The organism is Nitratireductor sp. XY-223, assembly GCF_004959855.1.
Classification (GTDB): domain Bacteria; phylum Pseudomonadota; class Alphaproteobacteria; order Rhizobiales; family Rhizobiaceae; genus Hoeflea_A.
In genome coordinates this window covers 207,950-226,182 of the sequence record NZ_SPNT01000001.1, presented here as the reverse complement: position 1 = coordinate 226,182, position 18,233 = coordinate 207,950, and the positions used below count along the sequence as shown (strand labels likewise).

The window sequence follows — 18,233 nt, the reverse complement described above, 5'->3', positions numbered from 1 at the left end:
CCGTCGGATCGCCGACGGCCGGACCAACAGCTCTAGGCCCTGAGCACACCGTTTTCGGGATCGAACGGGCTCTCCTCGATCACCGTCGCCCGGTGCAATTGACCGAGGATCCTGATTTCGAGTTCCGTTCCCGCGGCACTGAGATCGGGCCGCACCATGGCCAGCGCCAGTGATTTTCCGAGCCGCCATCCATAGCTTCCATGGGTTGCCCGGCCGATGAGTTCGCCGTTCCTGTAAATGGCCTCGCTGCCGCGCGCATCGGCGTCTGTCACGTCATGCACCTCGAGGGTGACGAAATTCCATTTGAGACCCTCTTCGCGCGCCCGCACGACAGCCTCGCGGCCGATGAATTCGCCCTTGTTCGGTTTGACGAAGCGGTCGAGGCCCGATTCATAGGCGTTGTACTCGATGGATAGTTCGCGCGGGATCAGGCGGTAGGACTTTTCCACCGCCATCGCCGTCATGGCGCGAATGCCGAACGGCCTGATACCGAATTCCTCGCCCGCCTCCATGATCAGATCGAAGATCCTGTTCTGCTGCTCCATCGGGTGATGCAGTTCCCAGCCGAGCTCGCCGACGAAGTTCACCCTGAGCGCATGGGCGCTCGCCGGGCCGACGCTGATCTGCCTGCCCGAAAGCCACGGGAAGTCCGCGTTTTCGAGGCTGGTGCGCGTGAGCTTCTGAAGAACGTCCCTGGAACGCGGGCCGGCGAGGACGAGCACGCCCAGCCTTTCGGTGATGGCGTTCAGCCGCACCGAACCGTCGGTCGGCGCGAGCTTGCGCAGGTAATCGTGGTCATGCGCCTCGAACGCGCCCGCGGACACAAGGTAAAACCGATCCGGCGCCCATTCGTAGACGGTGAATTCGGACCGCACGCCGCCATTTTTGGTCAACAGGTGGGCGAGCGCGATGCGGCCGCGCCTCTTTGGGATCGCGTTGGCGAGGATCGAATCCAGCCAGTCGCGCGCGCCGGGTCCGCTGACTTCCATCTTGGCAAAGGCGGACATGTCGAGCAGCCCGACATTCTCGTGCACGTTTTTGACCTCGTTGCCGACATGCTCGAAATAGTTCGAGCGGCGGAACGACCAGATTTCCTTGACCTTGTTGTCCGCATCCGGATTGGGATGGTTGTGGTTGGTCAGCACGTCCGGCTTGCCGATGGTGTCGACGTCGATGCCGTAGCCTTGCGGCGCGAACCAGTTGGGCCGTTCCCAGCCGTAGACGGATCCGAAGACGGCGCCAAGTTCCTCCATGCGGCCGTAGCAGGGCGTACGCTTCAACGGCCGTGCCGCGACGCGCTCTTCGTCCGGATAGTGCACGGTAAAGACGTTGGCATAGGCCTCTTCGTTTTTCTCGCGCAGATAGCCCTCGGTCGCATAGGGCCCGAACCGGCGCGGATCGACGCCCATCATGTCGATGGTCGGCTCGCCGTCGACGATCCACTCGGCAAGCTGCCAGCCGGCACCGCCGGCCGCCGTGACGCCGAAGGAATGGCCTTCGTTTAGCCAAAAGTTCTTCTTGCCCGGCGCCGGGCCGATGATCGGCGATCCGTCGGGCGTATAGGCGATCGCGCCGTTGTAGACCTTCTTGATGCCCGCCTCGCCGAAATAGGGAACCCGTGCGATCGCCGTCTCGATATGCGGCATCAGGCGCTCGAGGTCTTCCTGGAAGAGTTCGTATTCCGATTCGTCCGACGGACCGTCCACATAGCAGCACGGGGCGCCCTTTTCATACGGGCCGAGCAGAAGACCGCCGGCCTCTTCGCGCATGTACCAGGAGGAATCGGATTCGCGCAGCACGCAAAGTTCCGCCCCGCCATCGGCGCGGAATTTCTGGATCTCGGGATGCGCCTCGGTGACAATATACTGGTGCTCGACCGGGATGACGGGAATGTCGAGGCCGACCATCGCGCCGGTCTTACGGGCGAAGTTGCCGCTGCACGACACGACATGCTCGCAGGTCACATCCCCCTTGTCGGTCCGGACCAGCCACCGGCCGTCCTCGAGCTGGTCGATGCCCTCGACAGTCGTGTTCCGGTAGATGGTGGCGCCGCGGTCGCGCGCGCCCTTGGCCAGCGCCTGCGTGAGATCCGCCGGCTGGATGTAGCCGTCCTCCGGGTGGCAGATCGCGCCGATCAGCCCGTCGGTGTCTACATAGGGCCATTTTTCCTTGATCTCCTCCGGGCTCATCCGGTTGACCTCGATGCCGATCGTCTCGGCGACGCCCATGTAGTATTCGTACTCGTCCAGTCGGTCCTGCGTGCGTGCGAGCCGCACGTTGGTCACCTTCCTGAAGCCGGTGTCCATGCCGGTTTCCTCGGCGAGTTCCTGGTAGAAGCGCACCGAGTATTTGTGGATCTGGCCGACCGAATAGCTCATGTTGAACAGCGGCAACAGGCCTGCGGCGTGCCAGGTCGAGCCCGAGGTCAGTTCCTTGCGCTCGATGAGGATGACATCGTCCCAGCCCTTTTTCGCCAGGTGATAGAGGGTCGAGACGCCGACCACGCCCCCGCCAATCACTACCGCACGCGCGCTGTTTTTCATCGTCCTAGCCCTTTCCGCGACCGTATTCTCAAGCCCGGCAAATGCGTATTCCGACACCGTCGACACGTGTCGGACCGGCATTCGCCCTCGCTGTTATAAGTCAAAAGCTCTTGGTTGGCCGCAAAGATGCGGATTTCGTCGAGCCGCGCGCAAATATGAACGTCGCACGTTGCAACGTATCGCCTGTTTGCGACATGCGAAAAACGCCGGACGACAGTGCCGCCGCGTCGCCTTAAGCGTCACTTGCGGGATTTGGCCAGGTCGAAACGGGGCTTCCAGCTTTCCAGGAGCAATACGGCCGCGAGCAGGAGATAGAGGAAATAGACCCGGTCATCCGGCAGCGGGAAAGTCACGAATTTACCGCCAACGCACAAAAGCTGCGCCAGGAGCAGCGTTGCGGCGATGCCGCGCGGCTCCCGGCCCGCCCTGCGCAACACCGCCCAGCCCAGCATCAGGATCGCGCCAAGGGCCAGCCAGACATTGTCGCGAATGGCGACGAAGACCCCGCGCACCAGCGCCTTCAGGTAGGTCGCGATGCTGAATTGCGGATCGAACCCGTTCATGTTGCTCTGCATCTCGACATTGGAAAATACGAAATGCGGCCACCAGCCGGGATGCCCGCCGCCCCGGGTGATCAGGACATAGCCGGCGAGCGACAGCGCAAAGGCGATCGCCAGTGGCAGCCACCGGCCGTCGAGAAACAGATAGGCCAGCAGCAGCGCGAAAATGAGGATGATGCCGTCCGGACGGATCGCGAAAGCGACCAGCAGGACAGGCACGGCCGGCCATTCGTGCCCGGTTCGCAACAGGAAGACGGCAACCAGGAACGCCGCGAAGGTCATCAGGTCCGGAACCGCGATCTGCGCCATGGTCAAAAAGCCCATGGCAAGCATGAAGGGCGCAAGCAGAAGCAAACCGTCGGCGGCATCGGAGCGGTAAAGCCACATAAGCAACACCAAACCGATCACCAGGACCGAAACGGCGTTGACCGCCTGCGTCGCCTCGACATAGCCCATGATCGGCCCGAGAAAGCGCAGATACGCCACATAACCGTATTTGACCCGGTACATGCCGAGCTGCGAATGGAAATTCTCGGGGTTCGTGTACTGTTCGATGTTGTACTGGCTGCCTTGCGTCAGCGTATGGAACTGATCGGCACTGGCGGCCGATTCCATGATGCCCCACACACGCTTGTGCAACGCCGCCGGATCCTGGATATCCCTTTCAAGGGCAACCGCGATATAGGGTGCCATGTCCCAGTTGTGTTCCGGCTCGACCAGTGCGCTGACGGCAACGGCAATAATCACAAGCAGAAACAGAAGCGGCGCGGTTACGCGAACCACGCCCGGCGTTATCCGGTTCTCCAGAGAATTTCCGATACGCCCGAACAGGCGCGAAGCCGGCACAACAGGACCGCCGTCCATCGTCCATCATCCCCATATGATGTCGGACAACGACCCGCACCGCCCTGCCCAGGAGCAACGCCGGCCGCTGATTCGCGGCTCTATTTTACCTGGCTTGCGACGAAATCCTTAACAATGCCGACGATGCCGCGGCCAAGCAGGTCGTCCATCGCGTCGGCGAACGCATCCACGTGCTCGCCCTGACAGATCAGCGGCGGCTCCAGGCGGATGACATTGCGGTTGTATTCGGTGAACGCGACCAGCGTATCGTAGTCGCGCAGCAGCAGCGCCCCGATGAAGCCGGAAAGCGAACCTTTCAGCTTTTCGTCGAGAACCGACACGACCGGACGCAGAACCATCGGTAGCGTCTGGCTGAAATCCTGGAACTCAAGCCCGACCATCAAGCCCTCGCCGCGCACATCCTTGATGATCTTCGGGTACTTGGCCTGCAATTCCGTCAGCCGCTTCAGGAGATAGGCCCCTTGCGCGGCCGAATTTGCGATCAGTTCTTCGTCGTAAAGGAGATTCAGACCTTCGATGGCCGTCACGCACGCTTCGCCGATGCCGCCGAAGGTGGCGGGCCCGTGGATCAGCGCCGTGTTCGGCTTGCCGTAGGCCTTCATATAGACATCGCGCCGCGCGATCATCGCCGCCATGGCGCATTTTCCGGCGCCCAGCGACTTGGCCAGCGCTGTGACGTCGGGAACGACCCCGGCGTGCTCGAAGGCATAGAAGCGTCCCGAACGGCCCATGCCGCACTGAACTTCGTCGGCGACCCACAGCACGTCGTGCTTGTCGCAAAGCGCCCGCAATTCCTGCCAGAAGGTCGCCGGCGCCTTGATGATGCCGCCGCCGCCCTGGATGGTTTCGAGAACAATGACGCCGATCTGCGGGTCGGCTTCGAAAGCGTTGCGGATGGCGTCGATGTCGCCGAACGGCACCCGCACCGTATCGTCCACCAGTTTGAACTGGCCCCGGTAAAGCGGTGAATCGGTCAGCGACAAAACACCCTTGGTCTTGCCGTGAAAGGAATTCTCGGCATAGACGATGCGGCCGCGCTCGGGACCGGCAGCCCGCTCGGCGACCTTGACGGCCGCTTCCATGGCTTCGGAACCGGAGGAGCCCAGGAACACCATGTCGAGATCGCCCGGAGAGATTTCGGCAAGGTTCCGCGCCAGCGCCGCCGCATATTGCGACAGGAACGCCATGGCGATCTCGTGGCGCCTTTCCTCCTGGAATTTGATGCGGGCCTCAATCACCTTCGGATGGTTGTGACCGAATGCGAGCGATCCGAAACCGCCGAAGAAATCGAGGATCTTGCGGCCGTTCTGGTCGACGTAATACATCCCCTCGGCACGTTCGATCTTTACCTTGTTGAAACCGAGCAACTTCATGAAATGGAGCTGGCCCGGGTTCAGGTGCTCCTTGAAATATTCCGTCATCGTCGGCAGGTCGAGCGCCTTGGCGTCCTCGACCGTCAGCAGATGCGGCTTGGTGATCTTGGGAACGATATTCATGATCCTGCCTCAGGCTGTGGCGTTTGGCTTGGGCGTCGCGTGCGACCCGCTTTCGCCGGCGGAGAGACCGTCGCGATATTCGTCATAGGCGGCGATCAGCATGTCCTCGTCGCGATAGTCGGCGCTCCAGCCGAGCTGCTGCTTCGCCTTGGTGCAGTCGAGAATGCACATCTCGTCGGCGATCAGATACTGCTCCGGATCCATGATCGGCAGGTTGACGAGATCGAAGAGGTCAAGCGTGCGCTTCACGGCCCAGCCGGGCGTCGGCAGCACGAACGAGCGCGAGCCGGCGTGCCTGATGAGGTCGCCGAGCAGCTTGCGCACCGGCGGCGGGTTGTCCGAACCGAGATTATAGGCCTCGTTGGGCACACCCGATTTCCACGCGAGGCGTGCCGCCTCGGCGCAGTCGAACACGGAAATGAACTGGTAGGGATTGCGCCCCGAGCCGATCATCGGCACCGGCAGATTGTAGTCCACCAGCTTGAACAGCTTGGAGAGAATGCCGCGGCGGCCCGGCCCGATGATCAGCCGCGGGCGGAACAGCGAGATGCGCATGCCCTTCTCGCGCCACCGGGCGGCGAGGTCCTCGGTCGCCAGTTTCGACAGGCCGTATTCCCCGAGCGGGTTGGCCGGATGCTCCTCGGTCTGCGGATAGGTGAAGGTGTGGCCGTAGATCATGTCCGTGGTGTAGTGCACCAGGCGGTAAGCCTCGCTCTCGGCCATCTTCTCGATGATGTTCTCCGTGCCGTAGTAATTGACCGGCCAGAAGAAGTCGTGCCGCCTGGCACGGATCTGCAGCGGCGACAGCATCTTGGCCGACAGGTTGTAGACCATGTCGTCGGCGCCGATTTCAACCTTGTCGAACTGCGCCCTGTCGGTCACATCGAGATGGATGAATCGGCAATTGGCGTAGTGCGGCAGGTCACCCTTGGCGATGTCGCAGACCACGACCTCCTCGCCGTCCTTGACAAGACGGGCTGAAAGCACCCGGCCGACGAAGCCGTCGCCGCCGAACAGAACATGTTTCATGTGTCGAACTCGCTGATGGTTTGGGGTTGTTTGCCGTGATTTGCGGCGATCTCGCGCGGGTCGTTGCGTCCGGACTGGGCGATCAGAACGGTTCCGACGCAGATGAATGCGATGCCCGCGATCCGCCAGGCATTGAGATCCTCCTTGAAGACGAGATAGGCGAAGACGGCGACGGCCACATAGGCCAGGCTCAAGAATGGATAGGCGAAGGAAAGCTCGACCTTGGACAGGACATAAAGATGCGAGGCCATTGAAATGACGAAGGTCACAAGGCCTGCGAACACCCACGGATGAAAGACGATCTGCAATGTCTTCAGGACAATGTTCTCGCCGGCGAACTCAAGCGGACCGAGGCTGAGCATGCCCTGTTTGAGCATCAGTTGCGCCGCCGCGTTGGTCAGCACCGTGAATAGGATAAAAGGGATGTAGTTCATGATGGCTCCCCGCTTCGCATCCTTGTTACGCGAAAAACCCGTATTTTCCGTGAATTCAAAGGGTTAAGAGACAATTGCAACAATAGTTAAAATTGAATCAAACGGCTGCGGCCGCCATCGCCGGACGGGTGCTTTGCCGCGGCAGCACCATCGCCGTGCGCTTCCAGAAATCGGACATCATGGCCGGATCGCGGTGCGCCTCCAGTTCCCGCCAGCCGGGAAACGACGCCTCGAATGTGGCGGCGCTCATGCGGGCGTCCTTGTAGGGGTTCACGGCGCCGCCCGCGGAAATGACGATATCGTCCAGCGCGTCAAGCAGCCTGACCGTCTCGGCGCCCTGGTTGGCAAAGTCCAGCGTCAGCGTGAAACCGGGACGCGGAAATGACAGAAGACCCGGCGACCGGTACGCGCCGAAGCGCTTGAGCACGGTCAGGAAGGACGCGTGTCCATGCACCTGCGCACACTCCATGAGCCGCACAGTGGTGTCGTGACCGTTCATCTCCGGATAGACGCTCTGGTGCTGGAGAAGGCCGCGCGGACCGTAGAGGCGATTCCAGTGCCCGATGGAGTCGAGCGGGTAGAAGTAACTCTGCCAGGACACCTTGCGCCATTGCTCCCCAGTCCGTTCCTTGCGGAAGAACAGCTCGTTGAAGACCTTCAGCGTCACCCGGTTCACCAGATTGACGGGCGGTACGAAGGGCACGGACAGCAACGGCTTCGACGCGGGTCTGGATGCCGGCGACTTGTCGGACGGATGATCGGCGCCCAGGAGCAGGCCGCGTCCGAATTTCCGGCCCCTGGCCATCTGGTCGATCCAGGCGACCGCATATTCGTGCATGTCGTCAAACTCGGCGCAGCGGGCGAAATAGTCGTCGATCCCGTCGAAGCGCAGCGTGCGCTGGCGTACGTCCGCCGAACCGACCCGCATGAGCCGGATCCGTGCCCGCGTGATCAGCCCGGTCAGCCCCATGCCGCCGATCGTCGCCGCGAACAGGTCGTTGTTCTCCGTCGGCGAGCAGGTCAGCAGGCCGCGATCGCTTCTGAGCAGGTGGAGACTGTCGACATGGGCGCCGAAGGTGCCGCGCACATGGTGGTTCTTGCCGTGGACGTCATTGGCGATCGCGCCGCCCACCGTGACATAGCGGGTGCCGGGCGTGACCGGCAGGAAAAACCCACGCGGAATGGCATGTTCCAGGACATCCGAGAGCAGCGTCCCGGCCTCGCAGGTCATCACGCCGCTGACTTCGTCGAAGGACAGGATGCGGTTCGCGCCGCGCATATCGATAAGACGGCCGCCGCTGTTGTGGCAGCTGTCGCCGTAGGAGCGGCCATTGCCGTAGGCCAGGAAACTGCCGCCTGCCAGGATGTCCGGGGTCAGCCGGTCGGGCGTGCGCGCCACGCGCGCAATGCTGTTGTTTCGGCCCCAGCTTTCGTAGCTCATAGCGGATTGACCGCCGCTGCCAGAACAAGGATCGCGCCGACGGCCGCGACCAGCTGGCTGCGCCAGTCGCTGATGATGAAGACGACGGGATCGTCATGCATCTGGCCGCGCCGCGCCAGCATCCAGATCCGCAACAGCATGTAGACAATCATCGGGCAGAGCGGCCACAGGAGCAGCGGCATGGCATACATCTGCTGGACTTCGTCGCTGTTGACATAGAGCGCCAGGACCAGGGCCGCGCCGAACGCGGACGATATCCCGGCCTGGCCGATCATCTCGAAATCGACGGCATAGTAGCCACGGCCCAGTTTCTTGGAGCCCTCCTCGGAGGTGATTTCGGACAGTTCCACGTAGCGCTTGACCAGCGCCAGCGACAGGAAGAAGAAGATCGAGAATGCCAGCAGCCAGAACGACAGGTCTGACGCGATCGCCGCCGCACCGGCGATAATACGCAAGGTGAAAAGACCCGCCAGCGTGAAAACATCAACCAGCAGCTTGCGCTTCAGCACAAAGGAATAGGCCGTCGTCGCGGCGATATAGATTAACAGAACGCCCATATAGACGAGCGGCAACAGCAGCGCCAGCGCCAGCGAAGCGGCCAGAAGCACACAGGCCAGCCCCATGCCGCTCGGAATCGCCAAACGGCCGCTGGCGAGCGGGCGCTCCTTTTTCCGGTGGTGCAGCCGGTCGTTTTCCAGATCGGCGAGATCATTCAGGATGTAGACGAACGAGGCGGCGAAGGAGAACGAGAAGAACGCCACGATGACGCTGGCGAGAAGGCTGATGTTCAGCAATTCGTGGTGCAGCACGAGCGGCACCGCGAGCAGCGCGTTCTTGAGCCACTGGTGCACCCGCATCGCCTTCAAGAGCAGCCGCGCATTGACCTCGCGCTCCACGGCAATCTCGGCGCCGTGTGCCGTGGCCCAGCGGTGGGCCGCGCGATCGGGGGCGACGACGATGGCCTTACGGGCCGATTCGAACACGGCGATGTCGTCGCCGCTGTCGCCGATATAGTCAAATCCCGCCTCGCCGAACCGTTCGACAAGGGCGCGTTTCTTCCGGCTCGCCGTAAGGTTGGTATCGGGCGTGGTGTGGAGGACTACGTCGAACAGGCCAAGCTGCTTTGCAACGCCGTCCGCGACCTTCTTTGGCGCACCGGTCGCAAGCACGATCCGGCGGCCATTCTGTTTTTCCCGGGTGAGAAGATCAACGATCTCGGCGCGGTAAGGCCACGAGGCCGGGTCGCGGTCGGTTCTCGCAGCCACTTCGTTCTTCAGTGCCGCCTTCCCCCGCAGCACCCACAGTGCGGCGGCGAAGACCAGCAACGGATTGCGCATGATCAACGCGACAAGGCTCTCCCAGAGCGTATCGGTCTTCAGCAGCGTTCCGTCGAGGTCGACACACAGCGGAACGTCCCGCTGTTCGCTGCGTGCCTTATTGTCGTCCACCCGGATATCCATGGGCGCGACGCTAGCGCAACAAACTTCAGATCGGGTGAACATGTGCCCGGATTCGCGGTCTGGCGCCGCCAAATTGGCGGGAAGGTAAACAAACCGCTAACAGACGGTTGCGAGATATTCGGCGCTATTCGTCCGGGTCCATGCGCGGTGCCGGTGGTTTTTTGTCGGCCGCGCGCGTCTCTGCTTTCGGACCTGTATTGTCCGTGTCTTCCTGCGCTGCACCGGCCGGTTGCGGTGCCTTGATATGCACGTCGGTCTGCGGGAAGGGAATCTCGATCCCCTCTTCCCTGAAACGCTCGAAGATCTTGGTGCGCAGGTCGGTCGCCACCGACAGGCCGGAAAGCACATCGCTCAGGTAGACGCGCAGCTCGAAATCGAGCGAAGAGGCGCCGAAATCGGTGAAAACGACAAACGGTGCCGGATTGCGCAGAACGATATCGTTGGTCGGGGCGATCTCCTCGAGGATCTCGATCACCCGCCGCGGATCGGAATCGTAGGACACGCCGACCGCGATCTGTACGCGGCCGAGGTGGTTGCGGTGGGTCCAGTTGCCGACCGGCGTATTGATGAATTCCGAATTCGGCACGATCACCGACTGCCGGTCGAATGTCTCGATTTCCGTGGCGCGCACCGAGATGTGGCGCACGAAGCCCTGGGTCGATCCGGTCACCACCCAGTCGCCGACCTTGAAGGGCCGCTCGGCCAGCAGGATCAGCCCGGAAACGAAATTGTTGACGATGTTCTGCAGCCCGAAACCGATGCCCAGAGACAGGGCGCCCGCAACCAGCGCGAGATTGGACAGGTTGAGCCCGGCGACCGATGCGCCGATGACGGCGGCGATGATGATGCCGGCATAGCCGACTGCGGTGCGCACCGAGTTGCGCAGACCGTCTTCCATGCGGCTGCGGCGCATCACATTGTCGTCGAGCCAGCGCTGGAACCAGCGCGTGATGAAATAGCCGATGGCGAAGGCGGCAAGTCCGATCAGGATGCCAGACAGCGAAATCGTCACGCTGCCGATGGTGACCTGGCTGAAACTGTCCGCCACCCAGCCCTGGATGTCGCGGATCTGGAATCCCCACACCAGGAAGATGATCGGCACGCCCACCACGATCACGAAGACATAGATCAGGATGCCGCAAAGCAGGCCGATCTGCTCAACCGCAATCTGTCCGAAGCCGTAGCGCTCCGACAGGATTTTTCCCAGCGCAGAGGCGGAAAACTCTGTCGGTTCGGAGACCGCCTTTGCCGAAAGGAAGCCGAGATACATCGTCACGATCAGCGCGCCGAGCACGACGACTTGCGTGGCGATGAAGCGCGCCAGGCCGACATAGCCGAAGAGCGGCAGCACGATAAGCGCAACGCCGAGAACCGTCAGCGGTACCGAAATGGAGCTTGGCCAGGCGCGGCCGCGGCCTTCGCGCTCCTGCATCGGGCGGATACGCGAAAGCACGACGAGCAGCACGCCGATGATGATGGCCGCCAGCATGCTGCGCGCGATGGTCAGGATGACGGGCGAATCGAGAACCTCGGCAATGCTGCCGGCCAGGTAGTCGGCGGCATTGACGAGGGTTGCCGCCATGATCAGCCACCACAACGTGTGCGCACCGCGGTCGGATACCGGCACCAGGCGCCAGTGGGGATGTCGCGGGGCCAGAACGGCGTCGGCGAGCCGGCCGACGAAGAAGAGGATAACGACAAACTGGAAGAACGGCGCCAGCATGCGCGAGATATCGCCGCGCAAGACATTGAAATTATTCAGGAAAAACCACGTCAGTGTACAAAAAATCGCAACGCCCACTGTCGGCAGGAATGTCGACCAGAACGCCGAGGTGTGCTTGCTGAATTCCGACGGGTCGGTTTCGCTCTTGTCGTGCTGGGTGTACCGCGAAAACAGCCGGTATTCGCCGATGATGAAAAGCACCCCGGTCAGCAGCGACAGCAGGAGCGCCGAAAGGAAGGCTCCGCGTTCATGCCTCCATGTAAACGACAGCCAACTGGATATACGCGTGACGATTTCCCGCGACTCCTCCGCCAGTGCAGCTTGCACGGCGTTCAGCCTCTCGGCGGAAAGGTCGGCCCTGCCAAGCAGGGACTGGCGGAAGAGCGTGCGCCGGTAGCCGGCAACCGAGTCGGCCAATTGGCGCGCTTCCTGGGCGATCGCCTGAACCAGTCCGATTTCCGAATTGATACTGGCCCGATCCTTGGCGAGCTGCGTGCGTTCGTCGATAAGCGACTGCGGTTCCGCCGGTTCGCCTTCGTCCGGCGGTTCCCCGATTTCCGTCTCGCGCGCCTTGATGGCCTCGAGCCGCGGCTGCAGGGTGTCATGGATCGACTGCATTGCGCTGGCGATGTCTTCCAGCCGCTGCTGCAATTCGACCAGCCGCTCGTCATCGTAGCGGGCGGTCTCATCGTCCTTTTTGAGTTCCTGAAGTTCCTCGCCGGCGCCGTCGATCGCCTTGCGTGCCGCTTTGACCTGATCCGAACCGGATGTCTCGAGCCCGCTGTCCGTTTGCGCAAGGGACAGTGCACCCGTGGCCAGAAACGCCCCGAGGCAGAGTGCGCCCAAAAGAACCAAACGCAACAGGATCGAATTCACCTGGATTCCCCGCACCGATTCGGTCACTGGTATACGACGGATTCACATCCGATAACAAACAGCGCCAAGGCACAAATCCACAGCCGGCTGCCGGTCGTTCCGGGAAATCTCCCGGACCGGGCGCCTATCGTGGAACCGGCCGACCTAGAACCCGGAACCCGGCTGCGCCAGGTAGGCTGTTTCCTCGGCTGTGTTCTCGCGCCCCAGGATCGCGTTTCTGTGCGGAAAACGGCCGAAGCGGACGATGACATCCCGATGCGCATGCGCGTAGCGCAGATACTCCTCGTCATTCATCCGCGAGACCAGTTCAACACAGCGGTCCTGGTCCTCGAGTGCCTCAGAATGTTCGAACGGCATGTAGAAAAAGATTTGCCGATCGGCATCCACCAGTTGATCCAGCCCCGCATCGACCGCCGACTTCGCCTCCTTGAGCGCCAGGCAGTCGGTCGCGAATGCCAGCGGCGTATCCCGGTAGATGTTGCGTGGAAACTGGTCGAAGACGATGATCAATGCCAGGACGGCGTCCGCGGATGCCCACCATTCCTGCGGGACCTTGCCGGCCAGCGCCAGGTGCGTCGGGCCGAAGCGCTCGGCGATGTCGTGGTCCAGCGCGTCGCTCTTGGTGAACCAGTCCTCCGGCGTCAGTTCATCGAACCAAAAAGATATCACCGCGTCGGGCGGGGCGATTTGCACCTTGCTCATCCTGTCTCCTGCTTGTCGCGTGCGTCGCGGCCGGCGGCATACGGGGCCCGCCCGCCAAGACTGCGGTTGCTTGAACGGGAACCCTGCCCTTTCGGGACCGAATTGTCACTCATCAAATTGCGTTCATATGATGACGGGTTTTTGCCGGGGATCGGTCCCGGGAACGAATCGGGCGGTCAAAGGGTCGATTTTTTCGCTTTCCATTCGGATTTCGCGGTATTCGAAGCCGAATTTTTCGGAAATTGTCCCATTGAAAACGAATCATCGAACCGGGCGGAATGGTCGCGCGGTTTGAAGTACAGCAAAAACTGGGCACTTAACCTATTGAAATTTAGGCAAAAAAGAAGGCTGCTTGTCAAGCAGCCCGAGTCTAGGGAGGAAATAGAATTCTGTATACAAACGATATATTACAAAGCTTACGCAAAACTTACGATATTGCAACAACAGACAACTTTTACATGTGAGAAACATCGATTTTAGCGCCGATTTCGCGAATTTGTGGCGCTTGGGGCACGGTTGCGCGAATTTGCGGTGCGACACTTGCAATGTCCGCTGCATCCTGCCTTTCTGCGCCGGACGAAAAAGGAAACGCGCCCGGGCATGCCTGTGAATTCGTCCGCCTACGTAACCTATTCAACGCCCGAACAGCCGCGTCTTCAGCGAACGACAATCCGCGCCATTGAAACTGCAACGGGAAAGCTCAGGCTTGAGCGGCTTTACCGCAGGTACCGCGACGAGAAGGATCGGCCCGACCGACGCGGCGAGAGCTTCTTCGACGCCGCCCTGCGTTTGCTGGAAGTGGATGTTCGCTATGACGCCGAGGCGTTGACGCGTATTCCGGGCGACCGTCCGGTCCTGTTCATCGCCAACCATCCCTATGGCGTCGTCGACGGCATCATCCTGTGCTGGCTGGCCCTGAAGGTTCGCTCCGATGTCAAGGTCATGGCCAACAGCGTGCTTTGCCGCGCCCCGGAGGCAAAGCCGCATGTCCTGCCGATCGAGTTCTCGGGCACGACAGAAGGCAACGCAACCACCATCGCATCACGGCGCCGCGCGCTGGATACGCTGCTGGGCGGCGGTTCGGTCGCGATTTTTCCGGCAGGCGGCGTTGCCACCGCATCATCCCTCTTCCGGGGGCCGGCATTCGATCTTCCGTGGATTTCATACACCGCGCGGCTGGTGCATGCAGCACGGCCGGTGATCGTTCCGATCTACTTTTCCGGTCAAAACAGCCGTCTTTTCCAGATCGCCAGCCTGCTGAGCCCGACGCTGCGATTGTCTCTGTTTTGCCGCGAGACGGTGCGCCGGATCGGCAGGCCGGTGGACGTTTCGATCGGCGACCCGATAACCGGTGACAAGGTTGCGGACCTGCGCCCCCGCGAGACCCTCGTCGCCGAACTGCGCGCCCGCACCTTTGCGCTTGCCGGGCGGCCCGATATCGACTGGATGCAAAGCGTCACGCTGCCGACATAGCCGCGCTGCCCTAGCCCTCCTCCGGCTCCAGCGCGAGCAGCAGGGCTCCGTCCGCGACCTGATCGCCCTCCGACACCAGGATCTCGGCGACAACACCATCCCGTGGAGCCGACAGCGTCAACTCCATCTTCATGGCTTCCATGACGATGAGCGGCGCGTTCTGCGCGACCTTGTCTCCGGTGACGACCTTGATCATCTTGACGACACCCGGCATCGGCGCGACGAGCCTGTCGCCGCCCTCGGCGGTTTCGACCTCACCGGCAAGCGCATCCGGCAGGCCGAAGCCATAGGTCGACCCGTTTCTGATCAGGGTCAGCGAGTCCGTATCGCGAATGCAGCGGACGGTATAGACCGCACCGTCCGATGAAACGCGCAGCAACCCGTTGCGGCTCGATATCAACTCGAAGGTCTGCGGCTCGAAGCCGTTGTCGCCGTGATAGGCCGAAACACTCCAGACATTGTCCGATTGCCGCGATACAGCCAATTCGTATTCGTCCTCTTCGTGGACGAGGTGGACAACCCGCTTCGGCGGCGTCCAATGCGACCAGAGGCCAAGCGCCGCGAAAGGATCGGATGCTGAGACAGGCGATCCGGGATCGAGGCAGGCGAGAGCCGCAAGTGCGACAATCTCCTGCGGAACCGGCTCTTCCCTGTTGAGCTGTTCCAGTTCACGTTCGATCAGTCCGGTATCGACGTCGCCGCGGGCGAAATCGGCCTGCCGGCACAGTGCGGCCAGGAATGCGGTGTTGGTTGTCGTGCCCACGGCCTCGGTCCGCATAAGGGCCGTCTCGAGGCGATTGAGCGCGGTGTCGCGGTCCGGACCGCGGACAATCAGTTTGGCGATCATCGGATCGTAGAATGGAGTGATCGTATCGCCCTCGCGCACGCCCGAATCGATGCGCGCGATATCGTCCGGAAACTGCAGATGGGAAAGCGTGCCCGTCGCGGGCAGGAATCCCTTTTGCGCATCCTCGGCATAGATGCGCGCCTCGAACGCCCAGCCGTCGATCCCGAGTTCGTCCTGTCCCAGCGGCAGGGCTTCTCCCGCGGCGACCCGCAACTGCCATTCGACGAGGTCCAGCCCGGTGATCATTTCCGTCACCGGATGCTCGACCTGCAGCCGCGTGTTCATCTCCATGAAGTAGAAACGGTCCGGCCTGAGCCCGTCGGTTCCGTCGACGATGAATTCCACAGTTCCGGCACCGCTGTAGCCGATCGCCTTCGCCGCCTTGACCGCCGCCTCGCCCATGGCCTGGCGCATCTCGTCGGTCATTCCGGGCGCCGGTGCCTCCTCGATCACCTTCTGGTGTCGGCGTTGTAGCGAGCAGTCCCGCTCGAACAGGTGCACGGCATTGCCGAACCCGTCGCCGAAGACCTGGATCTCGATATGACGCGGCGAGGCGACAAACTTTTCGACAAGCACACGGTCGTCCCCGAACGACGCCTTGCCTTCGCGCTTGGCCGCCGAAAGCGCTTCGCCGAAATCTTTCGGATCCTCGACGAGCCGCATGCCCTTGCCGCCGCCGCCGGCGCGCGCCTTGATCAGAACGGGAAAGCCGATCTCGTTGGCCTTGCCGGCGAGAACGACGACTTCCTGCGCCTCGCCGTGATAGCCGGGGACTACCGGAACATCCGCCTTTTCCATCAACGCCTTGGCGGCGTCTTTTAAACCCATGGCGCGGATCGCGGATGCGGAGGGGCCGATGAAAGTAAGCCCGGCCTTTTCCACCGCTTCGACGAATTCCGGGTTCTCGGACAAGAACCCGTATCCCGGATGGATCGCCTCGGCGCCGGTCGCGAGCGCCGCTTCGATGATCCGGCCGCCGTTCAGATAGCTTTCCGCCGCTGCCGCGCCGCCGATATGCACGGCCTCATCGGCCATTTCGACATGCAGGGCATTCTTGTCCGCATCGGAGAACACCGCGACGGAGGCGATGCCGAGGCGGCGCGCCGTGCGGATGACCCGGCAGGCGATCTCGCCGCGATTGGCAATGAGTATCTTCCTGAACATGACGCCCCCTACATCCTGAACAGGCCGAAATCGGTGTCGCCGACCGGCGACTTCAGCGCAACCGCCAGCGAAAGCGCCAGCACGTCGCGGCTCTTGCGCGGATCGACAATGCCGTCGTCCCAAAGCCGCGCCGAGGCGAAGAGCGGCTGGCCCTGCGCCTCGAACTGCTCGAGGATCGGACGCTTGAATTCCGCCTCTTCCTTGTCGCTCCAGCTGGCGCCCTTGCGCTCGATGCCCTCGCGCTTGACGGTCGCGAGGACACCCGCTGCCTGCTCGCCGCCCATCACCGAAACCCGGCTGTTGGGCCAGGTCCACAGGAACCGCGGGCTGTAGGCCCGTCCGCACATGCCGTAATTGCCGGCGCCGAACGAGCCGCCGATGATCAGGGTGATCTTGGGCACCGCCGTGGTGGCGACCGCCGTCACCAGCTTGGCGCCGTCCTTGGCGATGCCGCCGGCCTCGTATTTCTGACCGACGATGAAGCCGGTGATGTTCTGCAGGAAGACAAGCGGAACCTTGCGCTGCGAGCACAGCTCGACGAAATGGGCGCCCTTGACCGCGCTTTCCGAAAACAAGACGCCGTTGTTGGCGATGATGCCGACAGGCATGCCGTGCACATGGGCAAACCCGCATACCAGGGTCGTGCCGTAACGGGCCTTGAACTCGTCGAAGCGCGAGCCGTCGACGATGCGCGCGATGACCTCGCGAACGTCATAGGGCGTGCGAAGGTCGGTGGGAATGACGCCGACAATTTCCGCCGGATCGTAAAGCGGCTCTTCCGGTGTCTGCAGGTCCGCATGCAGCTCGCTGCGATTGTTGAGATTGGCCACGGCCCGCCGCGCCAGGGCAAGCGCGTGCGCATCGTCATTGGCGAGATGGTCGGCAACGCCCGACAGGCGCGTGTGCACATCGCCGCCGCCGAGTTCCTCGGCACTGACCACCTCGCCGGTGGCCGCCTTGACCAGCGGTGGCCCCGCCAGGAAGATCGTGCCCTGCTCGCGCACGATGATCGTCTCGTCCGACATGGCCGGCACATAGGCCCCGCCGGCCGTGCACGAGCCCATGACGACGGCGATCTGCGACAGGCCCTTCGCCGACATGTTCGCCTGGTTGTAGAAGATGCGGCCGAAATGCTCGCGGTCCGGAAACACCTCGTCCTGGTTGGGCAGGTTGGCACCGCCGCTGTCGACCAGGTAGATGCAGGGCAGATTGTTCTGCTGCGCAACCTCCTGTGCACGCAGGTGCTTCTTGACCGTCATCGGATAGTAGGTGCCGCCCTTGACCGTCGCATCGTTGCACACGATCATCACGTCCCGGCCCGAAACGCGGCCAATGCCGGCGATCAGGCCGGCGCTGGAAATGTCGCCGCCATACATGTCGTGGGCGGCGAACTGGCCGATCTCCAGAAACGGCGAATTGTTGTCGAGCAGGCGCCGCACACGCTCGCGCGGCAGCAGCTTGCCGCGCGACAGGTGCCGCTCGCGCGCCTGTTCCGAACCGCCGAGTTCGACCGCCGCGGCGACCTCGCCGACCCGGTCGATCAAACCGCGCATATGCTGTGCATTGTCCTTGTAGGATTGCGAGGACGGCGAAATCTGCGATGAAAGGACAGCCATCGATC

Annotated in this window: 12 protein-coding genes; 1 reads left to right on the top strand and 11 read right to left on the bottom strand. The window is 62.4% G+C overall.

The genetic code is table 11. The annotated features are described in order from the left end of the window. Positions 1-32: 32 nt before the first annotated feature. The 9 genes from E4M07_RS00995 to E4M07_RS00955 form a co-directional block, all read right to left on the bottom strand. Positions 33-2,543 (bottom strand): FAD-dependent oxidoreductase, encoded by a 2,511-nt coding sequence (locus tag E4M07_RS00995; RefSeq protein WP_136657456.1) that lies wholly within the window; start codon positions 2,541-2,543, stop codon positions 33-35. A gap of 239 nt (positions 2,544-2,782) precedes the next feature. Then, positions 2,783-3,967, bottom strand: coding sequence for a hypothetical protein (locus E4M07_RS00990; protein WP_136656421.1), 1,185 nt, complete (start codon positions 3,965-3,967; stop codon positions 2,783-2,785). A gap of 80 nt (positions 3,968-4,047) precedes the next feature. Then, a complete protein-coding gene (locus E4M07_RS00985; protein WP_136656420.1) occupies positions 4,048-5,463 on the bottom strand; it encodes an aspartate aminotransferase family protein in 1,416 nt (471 codons plus the stop codon). A gap of 9 nt (positions 5,464-5,472) precedes the next feature. After that, the gene (locus E4M07_RS00980) at positions 5,473-6,492 is read right to left on the bottom strand and encodes an NAD(P)-dependent oxidoreductase (protein ID WP_136656419.1); all 1,020 of its coding nucleotides are present in this window, start codon (positions 6,490-6,492) and stop codon (positions 5,473-5,475) included. After that, positions 6,489-6,926: an EamA family transporter gene (locus E4M07_RS00975; RefSeq protein WP_136656418.1), complete on the bottom strand. Its 438-nt coding sequence runs from the start codon at positions 6,924-6,926 to the stop codon at positions 6,489-6,491. Before E4M07_RS00975 ends, E4M07_RS00980 begins: the two co-directional genes overlap by 4 nt. Positions 6,927-7,023: 97 nt before the next feature. After that, positions 7,024-8,367, bottom strand: coding sequence for an FAD-binding oxidoreductase (locus E4M07_RS00970; protein WP_136656417.1), 1,344 nt, complete (start codon positions 8,365-8,367; stop codon positions 7,024-7,026). Beyond that, positions 8,364-9,815, bottom strand: a complete 1,452-nt coding sequence (locus E4M07_RS00965; RefSeq protein ID WP_246660331.1) for a UbiA family prenyltransferase — start codon at positions 9,813-9,815, stop codon at positions 8,364-8,366. The genes E4M07_RS00970 and E4M07_RS00965 overlap by 4 nt, the downstream gene beginning before the upstream one ends. Positions 9,816-9,951: 136 nt before the next feature. Then, positions 9,952-12,426: a mechanosensitive ion channel domain-containing protein gene (locus E4M07_RS00960; protein ID WP_136656415.1), complete on the bottom strand. Its 2,475-nt coding sequence runs from the start codon at positions 12,424-12,426 to the stop codon at positions 9,952-9,954. 144 nt (positions 12,427-12,570) lie between these two features. Further along, the gene (locus E4M07_RS00955) at positions 12,571-13,128 is read right to left on the bottom strand and encodes a DUF924 family protein (protein WP_136656414.1); all 558 of its coding nucleotides are present in this window, start codon (positions 13,126-13,128) and stop codon (positions 12,571-12,573) included. Between the two features lie 600 nt (positions 13,129-13,728). Between E4M07_RS00955 and E4M07_RS00950 the strand changes: the two genes are divergently transcribed. Beyond that, positions 13,729-14,601, top strand: coding sequence for a lysophospholipid acyltransferase family protein (locus tag E4M07_RS00950; protein ID WP_136656413.1), 873 nt, complete (start codon positions 13,729-13,731; stop codon positions 14,599-14,601). A 10-nt stretch (positions 14,602-14,611) separates the two neighbouring features. Here the strand turns inward: E4M07_RS00950 and E4M07_RS00945 are convergent, their stop codons facing one another. Together E4M07_RS00945 and E4M07_RS00940 are read right to left on the bottom strand one after the other, a co-directional pair. Then, a complete protein-coding gene (locus tag E4M07_RS00945; RefSeq protein WP_136656412.1) occupies positions 14,612-16,612 on the bottom strand; it encodes an acetyl/propionyl/methylcrotonyl-CoA carboxylase subunit alpha in 2,001 nt (666 codons plus the stop codon). 8 nt (positions 16,613-16,620) lie between these two features. Then, complete coding sequence (locus tag E4M07_RS00940; protein WP_136656411.1) at positions 16,621-18,228, bottom strand: carboxyl transferase domain-containing protein; 1,608 nt, start codon at positions 18,226-18,228, stop codon at positions 16,621-16,623. Positions 18,229-18,233: the final 5 nt, after the last annotated feature.